The organism is Kitasatospora sp. NPDC034023 (assembly GCF_055575795.1).
The window spans coordinates 47,275-71,491 of sequence record NZ_JBVIRY010000027.1 but is presented as its reverse complement, the minus strand read 5'-3'; the positions used below and the strand labels follow the sequence as shown (position 1 = coordinate 71,491).

Genomic DNA, 24,217 nt, shown 5'->3' with positions numbered 1-24,217 from the left:
TGGAACCGAACGACCTCGGCTTGGGGCGCCGGAACGGCTCGGAGCCGATCATCTGAGCGGGGAAGGACGCCTCCTCCGGCTCGGTGACGCCTGGTCGCCGCCTCGGTCGATGAGACCGGCGGGCGGAAGCCAGGGGCCGGCACTCGACGTCGCACTGAACCGGGACAGTGCAACGGGCAACGACGGTGGCTGCCGCGACGAGCCGGGAAATCTGATCGGCCGGCGGCGGACACCAACAGGGCACCGACGATCAAGCCAGGGCCCAGTGCCACCTCACGGCCCTTGGTCAGCAGGAACCTGACCGCGGCCATCGCAATGCCGATGCCAATCTGGGCAACGAGACCCCAGTACAACGCCGCCCAACCCTGAGTGGCCAGGACGGCGGCCAGACTCGCGGCCCGTCGGGCACTCCGGCCGCCGGCCCGATCGGCCGGGCGGCGGGGGCGGCCGTTATCTAGTGCTGAGCTTGGATCGGTGCAGGCCAGGGTCTATTCCCTGACTTCAGGCACGTAAGGCAGGTGTAGCTATGGCGCCCCTGCCATTGACTTGCCAATGGTAGGGGTGCCATAGTCGTGGTGTCGGGTGGACGTGCCACCCGGGGACCGAAGGGCAGCCATGAACGCCATCACGGGTACCGTCGTTGTCGACTTCTACGAGAGCGGCTGCGACCTGCTGGTTCTCACCGAGAGCGGAGAGTTCACCTTCCTCGACCGCGACGGCCTGGACGGTCCCGACGCGGGCTCGTACCCCTTCATCCGCACTCTGGAGGGCATCGAGGTGCAGATGCTGTTGGCGCGGGAGGTCATCGAGGCCAGCGACTGGTTCCCGGACGCGCTCAACGACCGCGGCGAGCTGGACCCCGCCGTGGCCGAGGAGATGGCGGGGATCATCACCGCGGACGGCATCCTGCCCGGCCGTGTCGCCAAGGCTGCCGCAGCCGGCAAGGCTTGGGCCGACTCCGAGAAGGAGACCAACCGCCTGGCCCTCGAACGCGCCCGGGCCGTCGCCGAGGTGGTTGGTTTCGCCGCCGGCAACCAGTCGGAGGCCGCCCGGCACCTCGGTCTCGACCAGTCCACCGTCAACAAGCTGGTGAAGAAGGCGGCCGCGGCCCGGTCGGCGAACGCGTGACTGGTGTTCAGCCGGAGGAGGATGGCCGGCTGGAGTGCCTGGAGTGCGGGAGCTGGTACCGGCTGCTGGCCCCGCACCTGGCCGCGGCCCACCACATGACCAGTGCCGAGTACCGCGAGGCCCATCAGCTGCCCCGCAAGCTCGGCCTGCGCGGCCGGGACTTGGCAGACCGCGCCCGCGAACAGGGCCGTGCCCGGTACGCCGCCCGAGAGGACATCCGCGCGGCGATGGCCGACGGCCGGCCCGGCGGCACCCCCCCCGGCACCGGCGGCGCAGTGCGGGGTCCCAGTGGGCGGCCGTCCCGGTCACGGGCGCGTCGCAGTGCGGGCAGGTGCGGCGCCATCCCTCGGAAACGGTGAACGCGAACACCAGCGGGCGAACGATGAGCGGCCGGCTGCGAGCCCCCAGGGCGGGCTTGGACCAGAACGGCGGGGGAGTGGTTCATCGCTCTTCTTGAACCAGCGGAGGCAACAGGGCCCGGCCGGTGGTCACCGGCCGGGCCCCAGATGGTGAGTGGGTCAGCGGACCCGGGCGGCGGGCTTGGAGGTGAGCCGGGCGATCAGCTGTTCCGTCTCGTCCTGGAGCATTCCGTCCCATCCCATGTCGAGGGTCATCTGCCGGACCTGGTCGATGACCTTGCGCACTCCGGCTTGGTTGCCTGCCCGGTGCTCGATGCGCATCCAGCTCCGGTAGAGCATCTCGGCGGCGGGCTCGACGTCGAGTCCGACGGCGACTGCCCGGCGGGCCGCCTCGATGTCGAGGACCTCGTCCTGGATGCGCAGTGTGGCCGCGGCGTGGGCGGTGTCTACGATCTGGCTGACCATCGTCTGTACGAGCGGCGCCGCCCAGGTGTGGGCGCCAGCCCCGCCGAACGGGCGGCCGCGGACGAGATCGAGCGCGGCCTCCAGGTCCAGGACTCCGGCCGCCCCGTGCGGAAGTCCGCGCTGCGCGAGGTAGCTGAAGGTGGCGTAGTCGCAGGTCACCTCGGGCGACAGGGCGTACTGCTCGACGCCTTTCGGCTTGGGCCGCAGGTACGGCTCGCTGTTGGAGTCGACGCCCAGCCGGCGCCGGAGGCGGGACATGTGGGTATCCATCGTCGACTGGGTCCACGGCGATACCGGGTCCATGTTGTTGGCGATCGCGCTGTAGCCCCGGTCGGACTTGAAGAGCAGCAGCGCTGCGAGCAACACCAGCTTCGGCTGGATCGGCGCATCGCCGATCCCGGTGATGCGTAGGGGCCCCAGTACCTGCACCTGCGGAGCGGAGCCCTCGGCCGGAGCGGGAACGTCGCGGACTACGCCCACTCGCGGCGGAACCTTCGTGAGCTGGGGGGCAGCGGCGGCGGCGGGAGCCTCGCCCGCAGGGGCCTCGGGGGTCTCCACCGGGCCTTCGGCTTGGGCTGGCATGCTCTCCTCGTCCCGCTCGGCGGCGTTCGGCTTGACCGGCTCGGCGGTCTCCGGGACCAGGGGCTCGGTGTCGGCCTGGACCGGGACGGTGGCAACGGGCACCTTCTCCTCGGCTGTCTGCGCCATGTTCTTCTCTTGTTGCTCGTCCTCGGACGTCGTCTTCGCCTCGGCAGGGGCGTCCGGCAGGGACAGGTGGCTGCGGAGAGCAGCGCCGCCCTTCTGGAGGGAGGCGGGGCCGAAGACCTTGCGGTCGGGGTCCGGGACCGTGGCCCAGGCTCCCTCGGCTGGGGTTGCCGCCTGCGCGGCGGTGGTCAGGCCGGCGGTCAGCTGCCGGTAGACCTCATCGCTGACGCGCTGGAGCACGACCTCGGCGTCCAGCGACTCAAGCGACTGAAGCTGTGTCACGAGGTTCGCGTCCAGGACCTCGGCGTCCGGGAACAGGTCCCGCGCCTGGCCAGCTGCGGGCAGGACCGCCGCAACGCGCACCCCGGCGGGGACCTTGCCGATGACGTCCGCGAACTCGTACAGCTCGTCTGGCGACGGGATGCTGGAGCACACCACCATCCACGGTTGCGGCTGCTCGCCGCCCTCGTGCTCGGCCTGGTGCACCTCGACCATCACCCGGGCCAGATCCGCGGTGGCGGCGGCCAGGCGCGGGACGAACATGCTTCGGCACTGGGGGAGGAGCTGTTGCAGCTCGAGCCCGAAGCCCGCGGTCATGATCTCGATGTGGTCGGCCCACAGAGCAGTGCCGGCCTCCATCGCGATTGCGCGCGCGACTTCGCGCACGTGCTGTTCATCGCCGTCCAGGAGTAGCACACGGGCGTGGCACAGGTCGGACAGCAGCAGGGTGCCGTCCTCAGCGGTGCCGATGGTGGCCAGGCTCGGGTAGGGGGCGGGGATGGTGCGGGCTTCGTCGGGGCTCAGCAGAACGGCCCGGTCACCGCGCATTCCCCACCAGCCGCCGGGCCGGTCGGTGAACGGGGACAGGGCCTGCGCGTCGGTGTCCTCGACCAGGATCTCCACCCTGTCCTGCTGGACTCGTGCGCCGATGATCTGCGGAAGGTCCTGCGGGTGCTGGTGGGCGAGGGTGCGCAGCGCGCGGTCCAGCAGGTCGACCAGGACGGGGGAGGAAGTGCGGTCGAGCACCATCTCGGCCTGGCTCGTTTCCTGCGGCATGGCGATCTGCTCGCCGGGGCGCCGGTCACGCTGCTGGGCGCGGCGGCGGAGGGCGAGGACGGCCAGGGCGCCTGCGCCGAGAAGGGCGGCGATCCCGCCGATGCCCTGCTGAACGGAGATCGGCGACTGGGTGGTGTCCTTATTCGAGGCCCGGGTGACCGCAGGCGGTTCGGGGGCGGGGGTGGGTGCTGCCGGGGAGATGGCCTCGGGGGCGGCCGCTGCGGGCTGGCTCGGGGCAGGGGACGGCGTGCTCGGTGGCGGTGTCGGAGCGACGGGGGGAGGGGCAGTCTCAACCGGTGCCGGGGCGGGCATCGGTGCGGACACCGGCGCGGGGACAGTGGGTGTGGCGGTCGCCGAGGCGGGGGCCGGGATCACGATGACATCCCCGGGCTCCAGCTCGTTGGGATCGGACAGATGGCGGCCGTCGGGTTGCACGGTCGTGCGAGTCGCCTCGAACATCTGTGGGTAGGCGCCTGCGTCGCCGAGCTCGCGTTCGGCGATCCCGGAGAGCGTCTCGCCTTTGTGGACCGTGACCGTGTGCTCGCTCTGGCCAACCTGGGAATCCACGGCTGGTGCGGCAGGCGCCAGGTGGGGCACCTTCGCATCGGCGGGCAGGCGAAGGACCATGCCGGGCTGCAGAAGGTCGGCCGTGTTGACCTGCGGGTTGAGGTCGGCGATCTCTTGCCACCGGGCGCCGTTCGTCAGGTAGTGCTGGGCGAGGTCCCACAGGGTGTCGCCGGCGACGACGTGGTGGACCGGACCAGCCCAGGCGTCCGGAGCCGCCGTCGGGGCCGGAACGGAGGCAGGGGCCGTGGTGGCGGCAGGTGAGGTGGCGACGACGGGCGCGGCGGAAGCCGGCTGGGGTGAGGCGAACGCGGCACCGGCGGGCAGGAGCATCGCGACTCCGGCCACCAGTCCCGCCGCAAGGCGCTGTGTGGCGCCGAGGGCCCGCACACGGGGGGCCCGCCGGTGCCGCAGGAGTGCGGTGATCTCGACGATGGTGGAGCAGGCGAAGGACAGCCAGCCGGCCCAGCCGATCAGGGTGAGCGCGCCCATGAAGAGGCTGCCGTTGTCCGGGCTGGTCAGCGCATTGGTGACGTCGGCCCAGCTCGGAACCTGGTGAGGCAGCGCGCCGGTTTGCCACAGCAGGACCGGTACGGCGACGAGCAACGCGACCAGGGCCGCGAGCGAGAGCACGCCCCGCAGGGCGGCGGTGAGGCGGGAGACGGTTCGGCGGGGCATGGGGGTTAGCCTCCCTGGACGATCAGTTTGGCGCTGCCGTGCCCGGTGACGGTCATGTCGCCGGGCCAGAAGAAGGGGTGGTAGGTCTCGGTGACGGTGACGTTGATCGACCCGTCGGCACCCCAGCTCACTGTGCCGGCGACGCCGGCGCTGCGGAGGTAGGCGACGGCTGCGCTTTGCGCGGCGTTGCGGTCGATGCTGACACCGCCGCCGGAGATCACCTTGCCGGCGTCGACGGCCTGCGCTCCGGTACGGGCCGCCTCCTGGGCGCCGGCTTCGGCGTGGTTCAGCGCCCGGAGCTTGCCGGCACCATCGATCACCAGGGCGATCAGCAGCATGATGACGACGCTCACGATCGCGACGAACAGGGAGATGCTGCCCCGGTCGCCTGCGGGGCGGCGCCGCGCAAGGATCCGCCGCAACAGCAGTTTCCAGGACGGGGGCGTCATGCTGCGGGCCTTCCGCGGTAGGCGTCGATCGACGACGTGAAGCTGCCGGTGGCCGTGGTGCTGCCCGGCAGGCCTGGGAACGCGACATCGGACAGGGCCACGGTGCAGCGGACGCTCACCGTAACGGAGGAGGGCGTGCCGAGGGGCGCCGCGAACCCGGTGGTGGGAACGGTGACCGCGAGACCGGCACAGGTGAGGCCCTGTTCCTGGAAGGTCTGCTGGGCCACGCGCACGGCCGCGGCACGGGCGGACGTCCCGTCACGCTCCAGGGAAGCGGCGCGCGCCGCGTTGCGCGCGGCGTCGTCGACGACGTTGTGGGCGAGGTGGACACGGCCTGCGGCCACGATGATGAGCAGCATCCCGAAGATCACGGGGGCGAGGATGGCCAGCTCCAGGCTGGCGCTGCCCCGGTCACCGCGCCGTCGCATGGCCGCGAGCAGCCTCTGGGTGAGCGTCATGGGGCGGTCACCCGTTCGCGGGCGGCGGAGGCGTGCTGGCGGACCGGCAGGCTGAGCCCGGGAATCCAAGTGCTGACGGTCCCGCTCACCTCGATGCGCACGGTCGGGCCGTCGCTGCCGGTCACGGACCGGTCGCTGATGGAGGAACCGGCCCGGGACAGGAAATCCTGGGCGGCGGCGGTGCCCTGACCGACAGTCCCGCCCTGGATACGCGCGCGTTCGACACCGCGCTGTGCGGCGGACAGGGCGACACTTCGGGCGTGGTACCAGAGACCGGTCTGGATGATCGTGAAGATCGCCAGCATGACGATCGGGAAGACGATGGCGACTTCGAGGCTGACCGCGCCGCGGTCCCCGCCGGGCCTGCGGCGTCGCGGCTTTCGGCGGGCCCAGGGGGCCGGGCGTGGTGTGAGCATGGACTTCTCCTGCGGGAACCGGTGAAGGGTCGGTGGACTACTTGATCGCGGCTTCCTTCTCGGTCAGCTTCGTGCCGATGTAGGCGGCCAGGCCGATCGCGGCCAGGACGAGTCCGCCGATGAGCAGCGCGAGCTCGATGGACATGCCTCCGTAGTCGCTTCCGCGGGCGCGGGCGGAGCGGGCGGCACGCAGCCGGTAGAACTGGTGGCGCATCTTCACCTGGAAGGCCTGGGCGACGGGGTCGGAGAACTCGGGCATGACGAAGGTCCTTTCGAGGGCAGGGTGAGGGCCGCGGTCAGGCGGCCATGATCTGGGTGATGGCGGGGAAGGCGATGTACAGCCCCATGATCAGGACGAGGGCCGTCACGGGGACGATCATCTTTTCGGAGACGATGTTCGCGCGGGTCTGCTCCTCGGCGAGCAGGGTGCCGCGCAGGCTCGCGGCCTGGGCGGCCAGGGTGGTGTAGACGGACGCGCCTTCCTCGCCGGCGATGGCCATGATGTCCGCGGGTGCGCCGAGTTCGGGGACGCCGAGTTCGTCGCTGAGCTGGCGCAGGCCCTCCCAGGGGGAGAAGCCGCCCAGCTCGGAGCGGGTGAGGGCATCCCTCAGGCGGACGAAGACCCAACCGTCGCCGATCGCTGCCGCCTTGTGCAGGGCTTCTGACGGTCCGGCGTCAGCGGCGCGTTCGAGACACACGAGTTCCAGGTAGGAGGCGATCCCGTATCTGAACTGGCGGCGGGCCTCGCCGGCCTCCTCCTTCACGTTCATGTCGGGCACCATCCACAGCAGCGGCGCGAGCCCGAGCGAGACCAGAGCGGGCACCGTGAACGGCAGGCTGCTGCCGGCCAGGGAGATCACGGCGGGCACCAGAGCCGGGAACAGCAGGCCGATCAGGGCGAAGCCGATCTTCTGGCCGAGGTGGTACGCAGGGGTTCGGCCCAGAAGCTCCAGGTCCCGGCGGGGCATTCGGAAGGGGCCCTCGCCGACCTGGCCGAGCAGGCGTCCTCCGAGGCGCTCCAGCAGGGAGCTTGCAGCTCGGACCGGCTTCGGGTCGAGGTGCTCCAGGCGGCGCGCGTCCATACGGCGCAGGACGTCCCCGAGATCGGGGCGCGCCCGGGTTGCTCCTGCCACGGTGACGGCCACGCCCAGGCCGGTGACCGCGCCTGCGGCGATGGCGGGTGCGTTGGCGATCACCGGTGATCACCCTCTCGGTCGGCTGCGGGCGCGAGGATCCGGGGTGCCGGCTTGGCCAGGGACATGCGGCGCATCCAGATCAGGACCAGGACGAACGCTGTTGTCAGGGCGAGCAGGAAGACATGCCCGGTGGCCGTGCTGTAGGGCTCGACGTACTTGCCGGAGACGACGCTCAGTCCGAAGACACCCAGGCAGATCAGGGCGATCCACCGTGCGTTGGCCCTCGGCTTCTCCCGGTCGGCTTCCACGGTCTCGCGCATCCGTACTTCCTCGGCCACCTGGTCCGCCAGCTTCTCCAGTGCCCGGCCCAGGCCTGCGCCCCGGTCCTCGACATGACCGATCATCAGCGCGGCGACGGCGTCGGCAGTCGCGTCGTTCAGCTCGTCGGCGAGCGCCCGGTAGGCCTCCTGCGGCCGCCATCCGGCCCCGAGCCGGGCTGTCAGCCGCGAAATCTCGGAGACCAGCTTCGGCGGGGTACTGCGCAGACTCGCCGTGACCGCGGCTTCGAGGCTGGTGCCGGCGGTGTGAATGTTGCTGAGCCGCCGGACCCACTCCTCAAGAGCCTTCAGGCGTTTGATCTGCTCGGTGCTGCCGCGTCCGGGCTGCAGGATCCACGGCATGCCGATGACCGCGGCGGCGGTCAGCAGGCCACCGAGCATCCAGGAGGACACCAACCACACGGCCAGCCCGGCGACTGCGGCCGCGGCGAGAACGAGGCGGCCGCGGCCGCGCAGCCCGGCCGACGCAGCGGCCAGGCGCCGCTTCAGCGGGCCATCGGGGCGGGCCACGGGGGGTGCGTTCGTGCCCACTGCACCTGCCACGGCCACCACGATCCCCAGCACGGCGACCGTTCCGCCGACGGCCGCGACCAGGACATCAGGGGTGATGATCACAGCTCTGCCACCGTCCGCAGCGACTTCTCCCAGGCCCCCCACGGCTGCTGCATGATGCGGCGGTCGAGACCCGCCCGCTCCAGGTCGCCGATGCACTGCGGGAGCATGTGCGGCACGGCCCGGGGCTCCCGGCGGCCGGACGGCTCGTAGCGGGGGCCGAAGATCGTCTGGCGGGACGGGATTCCGCGTTCGCCGACCCCGGTGATCTCGACGATGTGGGAGACGAACCGGTGCCGGCTGCCGCCGATGGCTGTCTCGTCGACCAGGCGGATGAAGACGACGAAGTCCACGGACAGCGCGATCTTCCGGTAACCGGACTCGGCGCTGAGACCGGCCTCCTCGACGAGCTCGACCAGCCGCTCGATCGTCATCTCCGCCGACTTTGCGTGGATGGTCGCCATTGACCCGCCGTCGCCGCTGTTGAAGGCCTTCAGCATCGGCAGCGCCTCCGCACCACGGACCTCACCGACGAGGACCCGGCGCAGCGACATGCGCAGCGACTGCACGAACAGGTCGGTCAGGGCCACCTCGCCGATAGGACGGCCGTCGGGGCCGCGCTCTCCGTTGCCCAGTCGGGCTTCCAGGGCCACGACCTCGGGAGCGTTGGGATCCTCGTGCAGCCACAGCTCGAAGCTGTCCTCCAGGGTGCCGATCCGCTCGCTCCGGGGGATTTCCAACGCCATGGCGCGCATCAGGCTGGTCTTGCCCGCGCCCATGCTGCCCGCGATGATCACGTTCTTGCGGGCCCTGACTGTGGCGGCGAGGAAGGCTTCCAGCGTGGAGTCGAGCGTGCCCCAGGCCCGCAGGTCGGCCAGCCGCTGGGAGCGGGTGCGGTGACGCCGGATCGCGACGTGGGTTGTGTCGCTGATGAAGGCGGTCGCCGCGAGCCGGGAGCCGTCCGCGAGCCGGGAGTTGAGCATGGGAGTAGCTGACGTGAGGGTGCGCTCGCCCTGCCCCTGCGTGCGTACGACCTGGTTGATCAGGGAGATGAGCTCCGCCTCGGACTCCGCGACGGGGCCGACCTCGCGGGAGGCACGGTTGCGGTAGTCGACGCGGACCTCGGTGCCGCGGATCAGGATGTTCTCGACGTCCGGGTCCTCCAGCAGGGGCTGCAGGCGTCCGGCCTGGAAGAGCTCCTGGAGGACTGCCTTGCGGACGGCCTGTTCCCCGGCTGTGGTGAGGGCGGCCGCGGTGGCGGCGTAGTCGGTGGCCCATACGCTGACGACGCTGGTGACCAGTGACTGGCCCAGCTGGAGCCGGTCGTCCCGGGACATGCCGGGGGACTCGGCGGTGGCGGCGGCCAGCCGCTCGGCGACGAGGGACCTCAGCTTCGCGATCTCCCCGTACGGCACGGGTAGCGCGTCGGCGTCCGTGACGACCACTGGCCCTGGCCGGATCTCGGGAGTGACCGGACCCGGGCGGACCGGGGCAGCGGAAGGCGCCTGCTGCGGGGCGGCCGGGCTGACGACGCGCCAGCCCTGTCCTGCCTGCCCCGCCAGGAGTGCGTCGCGGAACCGGGCCGTGCGGGAGCCGCCTTCCTCCACATCAGCGGAGGGAGTGATGAGGTCAGACACGCGCCACCTCCTGGGCCGGCCTCGGAGCCAGCTGCACTCGGCGGCGGGTGGCATCGAGGGTGAGCTGCTCGTGAGCGGTGCGCGAAGCTCGGATCAGCGGCGCCAGCTCGAACCGGCCCCGCACCGAGCCGCCCGAGTCGAGCGCCGTGGCAGTCGCGAGGTCATGAGGAAGGGTCGCCACCACCGGGACGTTCAAGGCATTTGCGATCTGGCTGGCCTTGAGCGGGCCGTCCTCGATCACCACGAGCCGCAGTGCACCGGAACCGGCGCCCTGCCGGTCGAGGTCCTCGCGCAGCACCCGGATCACGGGGGCGGCCGTCGCCACCGACTGGGTGCTGGCGCGGACCACGAGCAGGACCAGGTCAGCGCGGCGCAGCAGCGGCGCGGGGGAGTAGGTGGAGCTGATACTCGTGGCTGACTCGACGACCACGCGGCCGGCGTCGACCAGGACGTCGTAGCCGTCCTCCTCCATCACCCGCAGAAGGCGGTGCAGCGGATCCCAGGTGCCGGCCAGGGACGGGGTCTGGGTCGGATCGGTCAGACCGGGCAGCAGCAGCCGCTGACCTGCCTGGTCGAGCGGCACGAGGTGCTGCTCGAAGACCTCGGCGAGGGTGCCGTCCCGCTGGGCGGTTGCCAGGCGGTGCAGGCCGGTCGCGGCAGTGGGGTGCCCCTGAAGGTATCCCGTTCGGATGGTCCCGCCGGCCGGGTCGCACTCGGCCAGCAGCGTCCGTTTCGGGCTTGAAAGCGCCAGAGCCAGCGCGGTGGTGGTGACTCCGCACGACTTCGCGGAAACCATGGCGGCGAGCATCAGGGCCTCGCCTTCAAGACGAGGGCGATGCGGCCCGTTGCCGCCCACGACGCGACGACCGGACTGTCCACCGGGCTGACGGCGAGGTCGACGACGCGTGCCCCGTTGGCGTCCGGTTCACCGACCTGCAGCACGACGGCGCCGATCGTGGACGGGCGTGCGGTCGGGGCGCCCTTGTCGTCCTGCGGCCCAGGAGTGGACACGACCTGGACCTCGTCGCCGGCCTGCAGAGATTGGGCAGGCGACTGGCCGGCCTTCGTGAGGACTCCGACGGTGTCCTTTCCGGCCCGCAGCGGCTGGCCGGAGCGCACCGAGGCGTCAGTGACGAGCGTGCCGGCCGGAAGGTCCGCGGCCGCGGCCTTCCCGAGGATGTCGTGGGCGCGGGAGACCGGAACCGGGTGCAAGGCGGGGTCCGCGATGACGAAGGCCGACCTGAGGTCGTCGGCCGCGATGACCTTCCCTGCCGGGATGGGGTGCGCCACGGCGATCACCTCCACCCGGTGGGCGGCCTTGAGGTTCACATAGGCGGAGGACAGGCCGCCGACGGCGACCAGGGTCACGCCCAGCGCGATGAGCGCCGGCCGACGGCTCCGGCGCGGCCCCGGGTCTGCCACGGGCAGCGGCCCGGACTGCTTGTCCTTGGCGGCGTCACCGGCCGGGGCGCGCCGCGGCCTGGTCAATGTTGAAGCCATTCGAAAACCTTCAAGTGTCAGATGAGTTGACGACGTAGCGGTGCCGCGCGCGCCTACTGCGTGTTCAGTGCCTGGGCCTCGGCGATCGTCACCGCAGTCGCCGACTGGCGGTCGGTGGTGATCCGCCCGCCCTGGCCCGTGGTCGCCGTCCAGTCCACGACCCATTTGCTCGTCGCGTTGATCGCGTACTGGCCGGCCTTGGTGTAGGTGTGGCCGCACTCGGGCTGCGCGGCGCCGTACTCGGGCAGGTAGGGCTTGCCAGGGCTGCGGCAGGTTTCTGTCGCGCCGTCGCCGGTGGTCCAGATGATGCGGTCCACGTGCGCGGTCGCGGTCACCGTAATGCCACCTGCTGACACCGAGGCCACCTTCGGGCCCCAAGTCGTGTCTTTGACAGCGGTCCACAGCCACACTGGCAGCCCGACCAGGCTCGTCGAGCCCGGTTTCGGGGCGATGCCGATTTCCGCCCCCGTCAGGCGCATGCTCTCGACGGCCTGCTGCGCCAGCTGAGCCGGGTCGACCATGCCGCCCAAGCCGGGAGGGGGAGTGGCGCTGTAGATGTCACCGCTCATCAGCTCAGCACCCTTGGCCAGGCACGTGCGGCTGTACAGCGCCCCCTGGCCGGGCTGCCAGTCGGCCGGGGTGCCGGCCGCGATCTTCCAACGGATGCTGTCCGCCGGAGGCTGAGGGTCCAGGGCCTTCCAGTAGCAGCTGTCGTTCGGGTTGAACCACCCGTACTTGTCGACGGAGCAGGCGACCTCGGCGCCGTCGATGACGCACCGTGCGCCTCCTCCGCCTCCGCCGCCTCCGCCACCGCCGCTCGGACCGCCTCCTCCGCTGCCGGGCTTCGTCGTTCCGTCACCCGCGTGGAGATCACAGTCGAGCACGTTGGGCGGGCAGCCCGTACCGGCGTCAGCCCATGCCGCCGAGGCCGGCAGCATCACGGCGGCCACCGACAGGACCCCGGCGGCCACCGCCGCCCGGGCGGGTCTCAGCACGACTGCTCCCGGTCGATCGCCGACTCGCCAATCAGCCACTGGCCGTCGATGCGCTGCGCCACGGAGTTGTAGACGTGCCGGTGGACGCCGTCCGTCTCGCTGGGCTTGCCGGTGGTCTTGTTGGCAGGCAGGAAGTCCGTGCTGTCGATGCAGTCGCGGATCGTGACACGGGGAGGCATGGAGGCCAGATCCACAGCCTGAACCTGCGGGTTCAGTTTGGGCTGGCCCTTCACCACGAGGTTGTTCTTGGTGTAGTAGGCCACGGCGATCTTGATGTTGGCGAGCGCCTTGTCCCGGGTGTACGTCTCCAGGTTGTCGACCCCGTCGAGTGAGCCAGCGTTGTACGCCTTGACCGTTACGTCCCACATGCCCTGGTAGGCCACCAGCGCGGCGGTCTTCGCGTCAGCCGTCGGGTCGGCCGTAGGCGTGGGCGCCGGAGAGGGCGGGGCTGCTGCGGTCGAAGGGCTCGACGGTGCCGCCTCCTTGTGCGGTGACGATGAACAGGCCGTCAGCGCCACGGATCCTGCGACCAGGGCGATGCACACCAGACCCTTGCGTCGTAGCGCACGTGCCACGTGAACCCCCTCGATGTTGTTCGGTCTCGGACCAATCTCGAGCGGACCGCTCGTCAAGTGGAGTGGCCCCCCATCCCCTAACCCCGCGGCCCCCTGTGGCGTCACCCTCGCGGGCTCGGCCGGCGGCGGTGAAGGCGGCCTGCCGGCCCCCTGGGGACGGAGAAGTCGCTGACTTCACAGTGGTACCGCTCCGTCACAATAAGCCAGTTTCGGCCAAGATCCCAGAGCTATTTTGCGTGTGTGCTGACCGAGGCAGACGACATCTCCTGTAGCTGGCAGGAAGGTTGCGGCATTTGTCTCAAGCGCGCCCGCTTCTGCCGTAGCCGACCTCGGGGCGCCGTGCCCTTCGACAGCCAACCATCGTGGCTTGAAGCAGCCGCTCTGTCCTGAGTACACGTACTCAGAACAGAGCGGACACCGGACCATGCCCCCGACAACGTGCGGCCAGGGACCGTCGAACCGCATGCTCAGGCCGACCCAAGGACGGCTGGAACCGCACGCGGCCCGACCCCAGGACTGTCTCCAAAATCACCTATTCAGCCCACCCTGCAGGCCGTCCAGGACTACTTGCGCTGGGGCCTGCCCGCCCCACGCCGGCCCTGCCGACCCGCCCGGCCAGCCCCGGCCGCGACCGGTGCGCTCTGCGCACCGCCGTCAGGCGCCGCAGGCTTCTTCGCCGACGCGTCCGCAGGCTGCTTCCGATCCGCCTGCAGCTGTGTCCCGTCCGCAGCAATGAGCGGCTCGGGGCCCGTGAACTGGAGCACCACGTCATCCTGAGCCGCCGCCCTGTCCAACAGCTCCCGGAGGCTGCGCGAACCCATCCGCTCGTCCGCCGCCTCGACCATCCCCGCCACCTTCTTCGGGCGGTAGTACGTCGAGAACAGCTCGGAGACCTGAACACCCTGCACCCGCAGCGGACCCACCCGGTTGCCATCCGCGGTCACCTGCACGTAGTGCCAGAACCGGGGAAGATCAGCGATCTGACCGGGCGACACCGCGCCGTGCCACTCGTCGGCCACCGCGCGCACCGCCGACATCGAGCCCGACGTCGTGCTCACCACGCTGGAGTTCTGCATCACCGACTCCCGCGTCGTCTGGCTGATCCGGCCGAGCAGCTGCGCCATCACGTGCAAGCGGCCCTTGAACTTCCTCAACTGCTCGGAGATGGCCGCGAAGGTCGGCCCACCCGCCGGGTCCAGCGAGATCAACTCGTCGGCGAACGCATGGAACGGCCGACGCGCGTCCTCCTCCAGGTCCCGCCGCGACAGACCCGCGCGCAGCAGGTCCTGCATGATCATGCTGACCAGCAGCCGGTCCGACGGCCCGGTGCCCTCCAGGCACAACCACACGATGTGCCCCCCGTCCATGGCCTCCCGCAGGTCGTACGTCCCCACCGGCGACCCCAGAAACGCCCGCGTCACCTCGTTCGCCGCCAACCGGTCGATCGGGTTCAGCACCGGACCCAGTACCTCCGCCACCTGGTAGGCCGCGAACGTCGACCGCCACCACTTCCGCTGCTCCGGGCTCAAGTGCTTGATCAGCGCGTCCCGCCACTCCTTATCCGTCAACAGTGTCCGGACCTGCAGCAACGTCGCCTGAGCGTCCGGCCGACCAGCCTCGATGGCCCGCTGGTTGTGCACCACCAACGCCTCCACCGCCTTCGTCACAATGGTCAACGCACGCGGCGCCGCCGCATCACTCCAGCTCAACGACGTCGCCAACGCGTCCACCGCCGCCGTCACCACCCGGTTCACGCTGCGCCCCGGCTCCATCGCCAGGATGTTCCAGCACGGCAGTACCGCCCCGGGCTGCTCCGCGCGCGCCAGGTCGACCCGGCGCACGCGGTCGGCGAACACGGGGTGCGCCAGGTAGGGCGCCGCCGTGGTCCAGCTGTCGCCGTGCGGGTCCACGAACATCACGCCGAACCCGGCGGCGGCCAGAGCGATCGCCCGGGTGAGCGCGGTCTCGGTCTTGCCGTAGTTGGACTTTCCCAGCGCCATGGAGAAGAGGAACTCCTCCTCGCGGGTGGCGATCACCCGGCTGCTGCCGTCGGAGTTGATGAGCCGACCGTGCGGCACGAGCGGCTCACCCGGGACGTAGTCGGGCAGCTCGGAGGCGAGGATCGGCATGACCGCGTGGGCGGTCGGGGGCTTGAGAAGCCCGGCCAACTCGCCGACGTGCAGCCAGTTCGGCTTCCGGGGGGCCACCTGCCCGCTCGTCCACCTCCGGTCGAAGGAGGCCCGCCGGTGCCAGCTGTTCGCGCCCCAACTCCACTTCAGGAACGACCGGCCGTCCACGCCGAGTCGACTGTCCTGGCCGAACACGTCGAGTCCCGCGCTGAGGCGCTCCAGCAGCTGCCGGGCCCGACCCTCGCTCTGCGAGGCGCAGCGCACCAGCAGCTGGATGCGCACCAGGCCCGTGTCGCTGTGGAGACGGCCCAGCGCCTCGGCCGGCTCGACGGCCCGCGGCCGCGGGGTGGGCATCCGCGCCGACGGTGACTTCGCCTTCGGGTCGAGGAGGCTGAGGAGCTGGTAGCGCAGCGAGTCCTCGGCGTCGGCGGCGACGATCGCCGCGTTGCGGGCGGCCTTGCGGGCGGCCTTGCGGCTGTTCTCGTGCGCCTCGTGCATCAGCCTCCAGCGGCGCAGCTTCATCTGCCAGGCGGGAATGGACTGGATGTCGAGGACGACTTCGGCGAGGTCGCCCTTCTCGGAGCGGATGTCGGCGACGGCGTCGATCAGCGGCTGCAGGGGGTCCGGGTTCAAGGGGACCTCGCGCAGCGCGGCGGAGGGACGTCCCTTGAGGATGAACTCGGCGCGTACGGCGTGCAGACGTTCGTCCGGCTCCGGCTTCGCCAGGTTGACCTTTTGGCCCTGGGCCTTGGCGGCTTTGGCTTCGGCGCGCCGCTGCTTGGCCTCGGCCTTGAGCCGCTTCCGCAGCGCCTTGTCCTTGTTGTCTCGCAGGTCCTTCGCTGCCTGCTCGGCCACGGGGTCCGGCGGGGCCTCGGCTTCAGCGACGTTCACCTCCTGGAAGCGGCTGTCGCTGAGCAGGGTCGCGGCGGCCTTCGGTCCCTCGATCGCGTACTCCAGGGGGACAGTGCCGTCGGCGCGCAGGTGGAGGCGGACCCGGCGGGCCCCTCTCGGCGCCCACCACGGGCCCTTGCCGGCCGCGCGCATCAGCAGCGCCGTCTGCCGCCAGATGTCCTCGGCGCTCGGGTCGAACCTCCGACTGGGCGTCAGGACGAATCGGCTGCGCAGCGCGAGCGCACGGCGGGTGAGGAACTGGTGGAGCAGCCTCGCGGCGATAGCCGGAAGAACCAGGATCGCCAGGAGCAGCCCGGAGTGGTCCCCGCACCAGGCGGCCGCGTCGGCCAGCCAGGAGAGCACCGACTGTGCGGCGTGCAGGGCGGTGAGCAGGATGGTGTTGTCGTGCTTCGCGGGGGCGGGGTGGTTCATCGGACCGGCTCCCAGGTGCTGGCGGTGCGGGTGAGGTGGACGGTTGCGGGGCGGTGGTCGCCATAGGAGCCGGCGGGGGTGGTGCCCACCCACAGCAGATCCACCTGGACCCGGTCCGGCCTGTCCTGCTCGGTGTGGGCGGCGGTGGCCTGGATGCGCACGTTGCTGTAGTAGAAGGAGGCGGCGGGGCTCTGTTCGGCGGGGAAGTAGCCGGGCCAGCGGCTTCCATCCATACCTCGCCGGCCAGGTGTGTGAGCTGGGCGGCGTCGGCGGCGGGGAGGTCGCTGGGGCGGTCGCGGGTGAACGCGGCCTGGATGGCCGCGTCCCCCTCGGGGCCGTCGCCGGCAGCAGCGATTCCCGAGGGCATGGAAGCGGCTGGGGGCTGGATGCTCGCCGACGGCGTGCTCGCGGAGACGACGGCCGGAGCAGGAGCAGGAGCTGGTGTTGCGGTGGCTGGAGAAGGTGCCGCTGTCGGCGACTGCTCCCTGCCGGCGGTGACGGGCGGTGCGGGCTCCTTGGCGGCCGGCGCTGTCGTCGCGGGGGCGGCAGCCGGGGGCGGGGTGAGCGCTCCAGGGACCAGCAGGGCCAGACCCGTCACCAGCAGCAGGGCGGCGCCCAGAGCAGGCAGGAAGACAGGGTGTTTTGACATGATTTGAGGTGATTCCTTCACTGGATGACCCGGGCTCCGCCGGCGTAGTCGTAGCTCCAGACCGCGGCTTGCTTCACGTGGTCACCGGGCTTGGGGGCGTTGATCATCTGGCCGCCGCCTATGTAGAGGCCGACGTGGTAGATCCCCTCCGAGCCGTTGCCGAAGAAGACCATGTCGCCTGGTTGAAGGGCGGCGATGCCGGCGGAGACGGGGATCCGCTGGCCGATACCGGCCTGCTGGTCCGCTGTGCGCGGCAGGTGCACGCCGACCTTGCCGAACGCGAACAACATCAGGCCGGAGCAGTCGAACCCCAGGACCTTGGAGCCGTCCTGACCGCCCTTCGAGCAGCAGACGCCGTACGACTTTCCCTGCTCGTTACCGCCGCCCCAGGAGTAGTCGACGCCGATCTGGCTGGCAGCGGCGTTGATGACCTGCTTGACCGTGTCGGAGACGTCGCCGGTCGGGACGCTGCTGCCGAGGCTGGTGTACTGGTGGATCCAGCCGATCACCTCGTCCACATACGCGGACGAGTAGTTGTAGGAGTAGATGGCCTTCTTGAGCTGCTCGATGTCGGTCAGGTCTCGGCCGTCGCCGCACAGGTAGAGGGCAGTCGCAAGGCTCTCGTCGTCCGCGTTATTTGGGTTGGCGCCGCCGCCGGGGCGTACCCGGTCTGCGTACCCGGCGAAGGTTGCGGGGAGGAACTGCATCGGGCCGACCGCGTGGTCGAACTCGGTGTCGCCATCCCACTTGCCGCCGTCCGAATCGCGAACTGGCGTCGTGTTCCCGCCCTTGCCCGAGCCGTCCAGCCGCAGGCCGATGATCGGCGGCGTGATGAGTCCGTCGTCAGCGATCTTGTGGCCGTCGGCATGGTCCGACTCGACCTTGCCTATCCCTGCGATCACCTGCCAGGCCATGCCCCTGCAGCCCGGGACCAGCGTGGACATCATTCCGGCCGCCCGGACGTAGGCGGTCATCATGCGGGCGGGGATCCCCCCGACCGACGCCACCGGCGCGGTGGAGCCCGGGTCGGCCGGGTCCACCTCGCTGACCAGGGCAAGCGCGGGCACCACGACGACCAGCGACAGCAGCAGCATCCCCAGGCACCCTGCCTTGCGGAAGGACTTCACCGCTCGGTCCCGCCTTCCCTGTCGTTGGCAGGTCCCCCGGCCGTGCCGGGCTCCGAGTAGCCGATGCGGCGGCGCAGTGCCTCCAGTGAGGTCCCGCTCGGTTCGCGCAGTACTTCCGGGCTGACCCGGCGAAAGACCGCAGGGTCCATTCCCGCCGACAGCCCGTCGAGGATTTCGCCCGTGGATGTGTCCACCAGCAATGTCCCGTCCACCACCACAGCGGGCGTGGGGAAAGCACCGGGGCCCAGTGCGCCTCGCAGGTCGGACGGACCGGTGTCGACCGCGGCGGAACTGAAGTCCTGCGCGTCGGCGGCGGGGTCGTCGGCAGGCTGCGGGGCTGCCGGTCGGCCAGCGTGCAGCACGGTTCCACTGGGGTTGGAGCCGGCCTCGTAGAAGGGGTAGTCGTCGCCGCGGCCGCGGGCGTGCTCCCAGGGCTCGCCGGCGCGGGTGTGCCGGGGACGTTCGGGAAACGCGGCAGCGGTGTCGGTGACGTCCTGGCCGTGCAGCAGGTGGGCGGCGGCGACCAGCGGGGCGGCGGCGAGACCGGGAGCGTGGACTCGTCCGGCGATCGCTGCGGCGTAGTAGGCGTAGTTGTAGCCGGTCTTGACGGCGTTGTAGCCGCCCTTGGCGATCTTCCCGGCTGTCACGACGTCCTTGGACCAGTCCTTGAGGCCCGCCTTCTCGTCGCCCCACCAGCTCTTCGCTACCTGGGTGTAGTGGGCGACCTGGTCGTCGACCTTGTTCCACATCCGGTCATTGGCGCGGTTGACGCGCTCCCAGGTCGCGGGCAGGCCGACAGTGAGATCGAAGCCCAACTTCCCGGCCTGGCCGCCCCGGATGGCCAGGCGGCCGACCCGGGTGCCCAGCAGCCGGTTATGCAGGACGTGACCGAACGGAGTGACCTCATTGCGCGGATCGTGCAGGATCTGGCCGTTCTCGTCCACGACCATGGGGCCCTTGCCACCCTCGGGCTTCATCCGCCTGGCGAGCTTGTCCGGCGGCAACGGGTTGCCGACGACCAGCTGGTGGGCCATACGGCCGGGCAGCGCGAGGGCCGACATGCCGCGGCGCAGCTCGCCTGCCGTACCGGCGAGCATCGTGCCGGCGCTCATGGGGCCGAGGCCGGGGTCGGCGAGCGCGCCGAGCCCCTGGGCGATACCGGCTTTGCGCATCAGGGCGGCGTGCGCGGGGGAGCCGCCGCCGAACATGCCGCCGCCGACTCCGAGTCCGAGGCCTCCCGCTGCGCCGCCGTAGCCGCCGGGCGCGAGCCCGCCCATGGCCTGGGACATCGCCAGGCCCAGCCGGGCGTCCTCGCCGGACATGGAGGAGCCGCCGATCCTGGCGTAGCGCATGCGGGTCGCGAAGCGCTCGCCCACGCGGCCGGCCGCCGCCAAGATCCTGCGGTGGGATACCAGGACCACGAGCGCGAAGCCGTCCAGGATCAGCAATCTTTGGATCATGACGGTCTGCTGCGGGGAGTTGAGGATGCCGTCGGCGCCCAGGGCGAACATCGGGAGCATCGTGGAGACAGCGAACTCGGTGACGATTCCGGTCATGAAGACGCCGCTCCACTGCCAGGCCGCCCTCCTGTTGCCGCCGGGCAGCATCGCCCAGATCAGGGCCACGGGCGTCATGGTGGCGGCGATCACGTCGGCGAACTGGCAGCCCAGGTGGACCAGCGCCATGCTCAGCACGACGATCGCCACGATCAGCACGGCCAGCAGTACCAAGGCCACTCCGGCGGTTCGGTCCCAGTCGGAATTGACCGCGAAGTTGTAGACGTCCTTGCCTTCCTGGCCGTGGCCGTCCTTCAAGTCCTTCTTCAATGCGTCCCACCCGTTGGACCCGTGGTCGCAGGCCACGTCCGAGCCGGGAAGCGGCAGCACGTCGTCGCAGTTGCCCTTGGTGGCCATCTGCCCGTGGATGTAGCGGTCGTGAGTTCCGGCCAGCCAGCTGCCCTTCTGCGGGATCTGGCCGTACTGCAACAACTCGAACGGCTGCACGACCAAGGTGCGAGTCATGATCACCCGCATCGGGCACGACGGGTCGTCCTTGTCCTTGTCCGAGCTGCATCCCGGGTCGGTGCCGTTGATGTTGGCTGTCATCTGGCCGACTTCGTGCGCGGCCAGCTGGCTCTGCGCGAGCGGGCCCTGGGGGCCCAGGATCGAGTGGGGGGAGAGCGCGGGCAGGGTGACGGTCGTGGCGAAGAGCAGGGTGAGAGCGATCTCGCCGAAGCCGCGGCCGATCTTTCCCCGCATCACCAGGATCAGGCCGACGGCGAAGCCGGCCGAGAGGAAGAGGGTGTAGAGCCGCAGGTCGTTGCCCATGAGGCTGTAGAACGCCTTGCTGAGCCGCTGGGCGGTCTCGACCAGCGTGGACACGACCGGGAAATTGAACACCCAGTGGCTCGTCCAGCACATCAGGCCGACCAGCAGCCGCACGATCGCGAAGCCACCGCCGATCAGCAGGTTGCACACGTGCGATCGGATGTCCGTGGCCCCGCCGGGATCTGACTTCAGGTCGTAGGAGTCGAGCGGAGCGCCTTCGGAGGACTCGACGTTGAGCGGGGCGAGGATGCCGCCGGTCTCGGGGGTACCGTCGTCGGCCCCCGCGAGCTCGGCACCGGCGAGCATGAACAGCACCGTCATCCCGATGGTCATCAGGACCGTCCGGCGGCCCGGCCAGTACGCGGCCAGCCAGCCGCCCGCCGTGCGCGCCCGCCGCCGGACCGCGCCAGACAGGGCCTGAGCCCGGCGGACCGCGTCCGCCCACCTGGTTGCGCGGGTCATCGGGCACCCGCCGTCTCCAGCACCTTGCCGCGTCCGGCCAGCGAGGTGTCCTTGCCCGGGGTGGTGAAGATCCCCGCGTAACGCGCGATCCGCGGGACGATCACCTGGATCTGACCGATCCGGCCGCGGCCGTCGTGCAGGAGCATCTCGCCGACCCGCCGCCGGTTGCCGGTCGGGGACAGGCCGGTGACCAGCTGGACCAGCGACTCGTCCTCGCTGGGCAGGTTCAGGAACGCCAGGCCGCGCCGTGCCATCGCCTCATCGCCGGTGCGGGCGAGTAGCCGGTAGGTGATCAGGCCCTGGATGGTCTCGTCCCCGAGGTCGAGCGCGTCGTGACCGCCCAAGTACATGCCCGCCCAGTGCTTTCGGCCGTCGTGCGCGAGCTCCTTGACCAACGCGTGGCCCTCCGTGCTGCTGGTGAGCCAGTAGCACTCGTCCATGACGACCGGGCAGAACCGGGTGCGGTCGGAGAACGCCACGTGACGGGAGATCGCGGCGATCACGTACAGGACCGCGCGGCCGATCAGGGCCTCCAGCGGCTGGGTGCGCAGCACCTCCGGCCGGGCCAGGGCCTCGCGCGGAGGCAGCGTCAACCCGGAGGTCGTGAAGACGACCAGGTCCCCGGCGAGGTTGCCCAGGTCCAGAGCAGGCAGGGACGGATCGAACAGCATGGCCGCGAGCGGGCGGTCCGAGACGGTGTGCAGCAGGTCCAGCACCTCGGCGGCCGCGTCCCCCCTCGGGCCGCTCTCCTGAGAGATGGCCTCCAGCTCGGCCAGGACCAGACCCATGTACGGGCGGGGCGCGGCCGCGGCGGCCTTGACGGCCCGGCTGACCGCCGCGCCCTGCAAACTCATCGGCTCCAGGCACAGCTGGAGGTTCAGGTAGGACAGCGCCGCGGCCTCGCCCTGCGCCGGCGGAAGGACGCGCAGCGGGTCGATGCTGACCTCGGCGCGCGCGGCGTCGATCACCTGGCTGCGCCCGGGAGCAGCGGTGCGGGCGAAGTCCGCCCATTCGCGCTGAGGGGTTCGGTCGATGACGATGGCCCGGTGCCCGCGGTCGACGACGTCGGCCGTCAGCCGCTTCAGCAGCACCGACTTGCCGGATCCGAGATCGCCGATCACCGCCAGGCTCGCGGCGGCGTCGCGCAGCGGCGCGCTGGCCAGGTCGAGCAGCACCGGCCGGGTGGTGCCGACGTCCAAGCTCTGGGCGATCATGCTGCCGGTGCCGTCGCCGATCTCACCGCTCGTCAAAGGGCCCGACAACGCGAAGTCCTCGCTGAGCTGGTACTGGGTGCACTCCCTGGCCCGCCACGCCGGGGCGGCGCCGGGCAGGCCGAGCGCGAACAGTCTCTCCTGGCCGCCCCGCGGCCGGATGACGCCGTAGTCCGCGCCGGTCAGCCGGGCCTTGAAATTACGGGCGCGCTCGTCGCACTCCTGCGGGGTCGGGCCCCACACGGTGAGCACCGTGCGGGACTGCACCTCGCGCTCCACGCTGGTGCGGCCCAGCCGGGCCTCCTGCTCGCCGAGCGTCTCGACCGCCCCGTAGATGGTGTCGGGCGCGCCGGTCGGGTGCGCCGCCCACTGATCGGCCTGGTCGACCAGCTCCTTCTTTTTCCGGGCGATCTGCCGGCGGGCCTTGGCCGAATCCACGATCGTCAGGTCGATCACCGCGTCGACCGGGTACTCCAGCCTCTCCAGCTGCGCGAGGATGTCCGCGCTGGACTCGATCACTGCCTCCGGGATCTCCTCCAGCCCCATGTGCGACTGGTAGCCGGTTCCGTCCTCGGTCTCGACCTCCAGCCACAGCTGGCTCAGCGCGCTGCCGTCGAACCGGCTCGCCAGCCACCGCCGGACGCCCACCCACAGGCCTTCGCCCTGCTCCCGCCCCTCGGCCTGGGCGGCCGCGTCGCCGCCCTCCAGCACCCGGACCTGGCCCAGGCTCGCGTAGCTGGGGCTGCGCAGCTGCGCGCCGACGAGCTTTCCGCCGCGCTGGCGGCTGACCTCGGCGTCGGCCAGCAGCGGCTCGGCCTGCCCGCGGTGCACCGCGTGCTGGTGCATCCACACGATCTCGGCGGGCCGGGCGGGCCGGATCTGCAGGCCGCCACCGAAGCCGGTCTCCAGCTGCCGGGCCACTCCCCTATATAGGGTCACCTCGCTCTCGGGCACCGGAGCGGCCGCAAGCCCGGCCTGCTCCTCGACCGCGGTCCACATCGCACCCCGGGCCTGCGCCCACTGCGCCGCCCGGCCCGGAGCCTTCAGCGGCACCGCCAGCCACAGCGTCCGCCGGTGCATCTCGCTGCCCTCCAGCATCGCCTGCGAGATACGGGCGATCTCCTCCGCCTCCGGGTGGGCGTCCAGGTCCACCCCGGCCGTCATCCGCGCAGCGACCTCCCACGGCTCGACCCGCGCGCACAGCGAGTACAGGCGCGCCGTCCCGCTCAGGGAACGGACCAGGGCGGTGACCCGGGAGAGAACCTCCTGGCGCTCCAGCGCCGAGGCGTAGCGGCTGCCGATCGGCTCGATGCGCCACACCGCCCACACCGTGCCGGACACGGCCCACACAAGGTTGTTGTGGATGTGCCTGATCGCGACCCTCATGGCCGGTCCTCCCTCGTGGACGTCGTGGACGTGGTGTCGGTACGCGCCGCTGCGGCGGCGAGCATCTGCTGAAGGGGTGTCATCGCCGTCCCCGGCCGGGCCGCGGCGGGCTGCGACGCCGGGCTTGCCCGGCGGGCCGGGGCGGGGGATGGCTGCGTGGCCGGTGACGGCGGCCTGCTCTCGGCCGGAGCCCCGGCCGACTCGCTCTGCGGTGCGACGTCGTCGTCTTCCCGGATGCCGAAAGCGCCGGTCATGACCACCGGGCGAAAGCTGCGCACGGCCCGGCCGTTGATCCGCCCGCGCTTGGGGGCGGCGGCCATGGACAGTGCATCGGCCAGGGCAGCGACCGGGGAGCGGCCGGCGATCCGTGAGTGCCGCGCGGCCCAGATGCCGAACCCCCAGGCCACGACCGGAACCGGTCCCAGGACCGGCGCCCACCAGGTGGCCGTCTTGATCAGCAGGAAGGCGCCGATCGCCGCGACCGCGAGCTGGGGCGGGGTGTACGGACCCATCGGGATCCGCCAGTCCCCGAGCTTGCCCAACACCCACGGGTGCCTCCGCGCGCGGGTGTACGAACGGCCGATCCTGGGAC

Annotated in this window: 20 protein-coding genes; 2 read left to right on the top strand and 18 right to left on the bottom strand. The window is 71.2% G+C overall.

All coding sequences use genetic code 11. From position 1 onward, the window contains the following. The first annotated feature begins 615 nt into the window (after positions 1-615). Both ACZ52R_RS30285 and ACZ52R_RS30280 read left to right on the top strand, forming a co-directional pair. On the top strand, positions 616-1,128 hold the full coding sequence (locus ACZ52R_RS30285) for a hypothetical protein (RefSeq protein ID WP_465664457.1): 513 nt from the start codon (positions 616-618) through the stop codon (positions 1,126-1,128). Next, entirely contained in the window at positions 1,125-1,487 is a 363-nt protein-coding gene (locus ACZ52R_RS30280; protein ID WP_465664458.1) for a MucR family transcriptional regulator, read from the top strand. The genes ACZ52R_RS30285 and ACZ52R_RS30280 overlap by 4 nt, the downstream gene beginning before the upstream one ends. 159 nt (positions 1,488-1,646) lie before the next feature. Here the strand turns inward: ACZ52R_RS30280 and ACZ52R_RS30275 are convergent, their stop codons facing one another. The 18 genes from ACZ52R_RS30275 to ACZ52R_RS30190 form a co-directional block, all read right to left on the bottom strand. Beyond that, positions 1,647-4,955 carry a LysM peptidoglycan-binding domain-containing protein gene (locus ACZ52R_RS30275; protein ID WP_465664459.1) on the bottom strand — a complete coding sequence of 1,103 codons (3,309 nt, stop codon included), beginning with the start codon at positions 4,953-4,955 and terminating at the stop codon, positions 1,647-1,649. 5 nt (positions 4,956-4,960) lie between these two features. Then, positions 4,961-5,404, bottom strand: coding sequence for a pilus assembly protein TadG-related protein (locus ACZ52R_RS30270; protein WP_465664460.1), 444 nt, complete (start codon positions 5,402-5,404; stop codon positions 4,961-4,963). Next, positions 5,401-5,862, bottom strand: a complete 462-nt coding sequence (locus ACZ52R_RS30265) for a TadE/TadG family type IV pilus assembly protein (protein ID WP_465664461.1) — start codon at positions 5,860-5,862, stop codon at positions 5,401-5,403. Before ACZ52R_RS30265 ends, ACZ52R_RS30270 begins: the two co-directional genes overlap by 4 nt. Beyond that, positions 5,859-6,278: a TadE family protein gene (locus ACZ52R_RS30260; RefSeq protein WP_465664462.1), complete on the bottom strand. Its 420-nt coding sequence runs from the start codon at positions 6,276-6,278 to the stop codon at positions 5,859-5,861. Before ACZ52R_RS30260 ends, ACZ52R_RS30265 begins: the two co-directional genes overlap by 4 nt. 37 nt (positions 6,279-6,315) lie before the next feature. Then, positions 6,316-6,537, bottom strand: coding sequence for a hypothetical protein (locus ACZ52R_RS30255; protein WP_360500856.1), 222 nt, complete (start codon positions 6,535-6,537; stop codon positions 6,316-6,318). A 37-nt stretch (positions 6,538-6,574) separates the two neighbouring features. Further along, positions 6,575-7,474, bottom strand: a complete 900-nt coding sequence (locus ACZ52R_RS30250) for a type II secretion system F family protein (protein ID WP_360500853.1) — start codon at positions 7,472-7,474, stop codon at positions 6,575-6,577. Next, the gene (locus ACZ52R_RS30245; protein WP_465664463.1) at positions 7,471-8,367 is read right to left on the bottom strand and encodes a type II secretion system F family protein; all 897 of its coding nucleotides are present in this window, start codon (positions 8,365-8,367) and stop codon (positions 7,471-7,473) included. Before ACZ52R_RS30245 ends, ACZ52R_RS30250 begins: the two co-directional genes overlap by 4 nt. Beyond that, a complete protein-coding gene (locus tag ACZ52R_RS30240) occupies positions 8,364-9,941 on the bottom strand; it encodes a CpaF family protein (protein ID WP_360500848.1) in 1,578 nt (525 codons plus the stop codon). Before ACZ52R_RS30240 ends, ACZ52R_RS30245 begins: the two co-directional genes overlap by 4 nt. Continuing rightward, the gene (locus ACZ52R_RS30235; protein WP_465664464.1) at positions 9,934-10,737 is read right to left on the bottom strand and encodes a MinD/ParA family ATP-binding protein; all 804 of its coding nucleotides are present in this window, start codon (positions 10,735-10,737) and stop codon (positions 9,934-9,936) included. Before ACZ52R_RS30235 ends, ACZ52R_RS30240 begins: the two co-directional genes overlap by 8 nt. Positions 10,738-10,748: 11 nt before the next feature. Next, a complete protein-coding gene (locus tag ACZ52R_RS30230) occupies positions 10,749-11,441 on the bottom strand; it encodes an SAF domain-containing protein (protein WP_465664465.1) in 693 nt (230 codons plus the stop codon). 53 nt (positions 11,442-11,494) lie between these two features. Further along, on the bottom strand, positions 11,495-12,391 hold the full coding sequence (locus ACZ52R_RS30225) for a hypothetical protein (protein ID WP_465664466.1): 897 nt from the start codon (positions 12,389-12,391) through the stop codon (positions 11,495-11,497). Positions 12,392-12,429: 38 nt separating this feature from the next. After that, complete coding sequence (locus ACZ52R_RS30220; protein WP_465664467.1) at positions 12,430-12,954, bottom strand: hypothetical protein; 525 nt, start codon at positions 12,952-12,954, stop codon at positions 12,430-12,432. 620 nt (positions 12,955-13,574) lie between these two features. Then, positions 13,575-16,463, bottom strand: a complete 2,889-nt coding sequence (locus ACZ52R_RS30215; protein WP_465664468.1) for a type IV secretory system conjugative DNA transfer family protein — start codon at positions 16,461-16,463, stop codon at positions 13,575-13,577. After that, positions 16,460-16,696 (bottom strand): hypothetical protein, encoded by a 237-nt coding sequence (locus tag ACZ52R_RS30210; RefSeq protein ID WP_465664469.1) that lies wholly within the window; start codon positions 16,694-16,696, stop codon positions 16,460-16,462. The genes ACZ52R_RS30215 and ACZ52R_RS30210 overlap by 4 nt, the downstream gene beginning before the upstream one ends. A 433-nt stretch (positions 16,697-17,129) precedes the next feature. Further along, on the bottom strand, positions 17,130-18,206 hold the full coding sequence (locus ACZ52R_RS30205) for a C40 family peptidase (protein ID WP_465664470.1): 1,077 nt from the start codon (positions 18,204-18,206) through the stop codon (positions 17,130-17,132). A 29-nt stretch (positions 18,207-18,235) separates the two neighbouring features. Further along, positions 18,236-21,028 (bottom strand): hypothetical protein, encoded by a 2,793-nt coding sequence (locus ACZ52R_RS30200; RefSeq protein ID WP_465664471.1) that lies wholly within the window; start codon positions 21,026-21,028, stop codon positions 18,236-18,238. Next, on the bottom strand, positions 21,025-23,625 hold the full coding sequence (locus ACZ52R_RS30195; RefSeq protein WP_465664472.1) for an ATP-binding protein: 2,601 nt from the start codon (positions 23,623-23,625) through the stop codon (positions 21,025-21,027). The genes ACZ52R_RS30200 and ACZ52R_RS30195 overlap by 4 nt, the downstream gene beginning before the upstream one ends. Beyond that, on the bottom strand, positions 23,622-24,170 hold the full coding sequence (locus tag ACZ52R_RS30190; RefSeq protein WP_465664473.1) for a hypothetical protein: 549 nt from the start codon (positions 24,168-24,170) through the stop codon (positions 23,622-23,624). The genes ACZ52R_RS30195 and ACZ52R_RS30190 overlap by 4 nt, the downstream gene beginning before the upstream one ends. Between the last annotated feature and the right edge of the window lie 47 nt (positions 24,171-24,217).

Coding starts and splice junctions, on each gene's coding strand:
- ACZ52R_RS30285 (WP_465664457.1), top strand. CDS start 616: ATGAACGCCATCACGGGTACCGTCGTTGTCGACTTCTACGAGAGCGGC.
- ACZ52R_RS30275 (WP_465664459.1), bottom strand. CDS start 4,955: ATGCCCCGCCGAACCGTCTCCCGCCTCACCGCCGCCCTGCGGGGCGTG.
- ACZ52R_RS30270 (WP_465664460.1), bottom strand. CDS start 5,404: ATGACGCCCCCGTCCTGGAAACTGCTGTTGCGGCGGATCCTTGCGCGG.
- ACZ52R_RS30265 (WP_465664461.1), bottom strand. CDS start 5,862: ATGACGCTCACCCAGAGGCTGCTCGCGGCCATGCGACGGCGCGGTGAC.
- ACZ52R_RS30260 (WP_465664462.1), bottom strand. CDS start 6,278: ATGCTCACACCACGCCCGGCCCCCTGGGCCCGCCGAAAGCCGCGACGC.
- ACZ52R_RS30255 (WP_360500856.1), bottom strand. CDS start 6,537: ATGCCCGAGTTCTCCGACCCCGTCGCCCAGGCCTTCCAGGTGAAGATG.
- ACZ52R_RS30235 (WP_465664464.1), bottom strand. CDS start 10,737: ATGGTTTCCGCGAAGTCGTGCGGAGTCACCACCACCGCGCTGGCTCTG.
- ACZ52R_RS30230 (WP_465664465.1), bottom strand. CDS start 11,441: ATGGCTTCAACATTGACCAGGCCGCGGCGCGCCCCGGCCGGTGACGCC.
- ACZ52R_RS30215 (WP_465664468.1), bottom strand. CDS start 16,463: ATGAACCACCCCGCCCCCGCGAAGCACGACAACACCATCCTGCTCACC.
- ACZ52R_RS30210 (WP_465664469.1), bottom strand. CDS start 16,696: ATGGATGGAAGCCGCTGGCCCGGCTACTTCCCCGCCGAACAGAGCCCC.
- ACZ52R_RS30205 (WP_465664470.1), bottom strand. CDS start 18,206: ATGCTGCTGCTGTCGCTGGTCGTCGTGGTGCCCGCGCTTGCCCTGGTC.
- ACZ52R_RS30200 (WP_465664471.1), bottom strand. CDS start 21,028: ATGACCCGCGCAACCAGGTGGGCGGACGCGGTCCGCCGGGCTCAGGCC.
- ACZ52R_RS30195 (WP_465664472.1), bottom strand. CDS start 23,625: ATGAGGGTCGCGATCAGGCACATCCACAACAACCTTGTGTGGGCCGTG.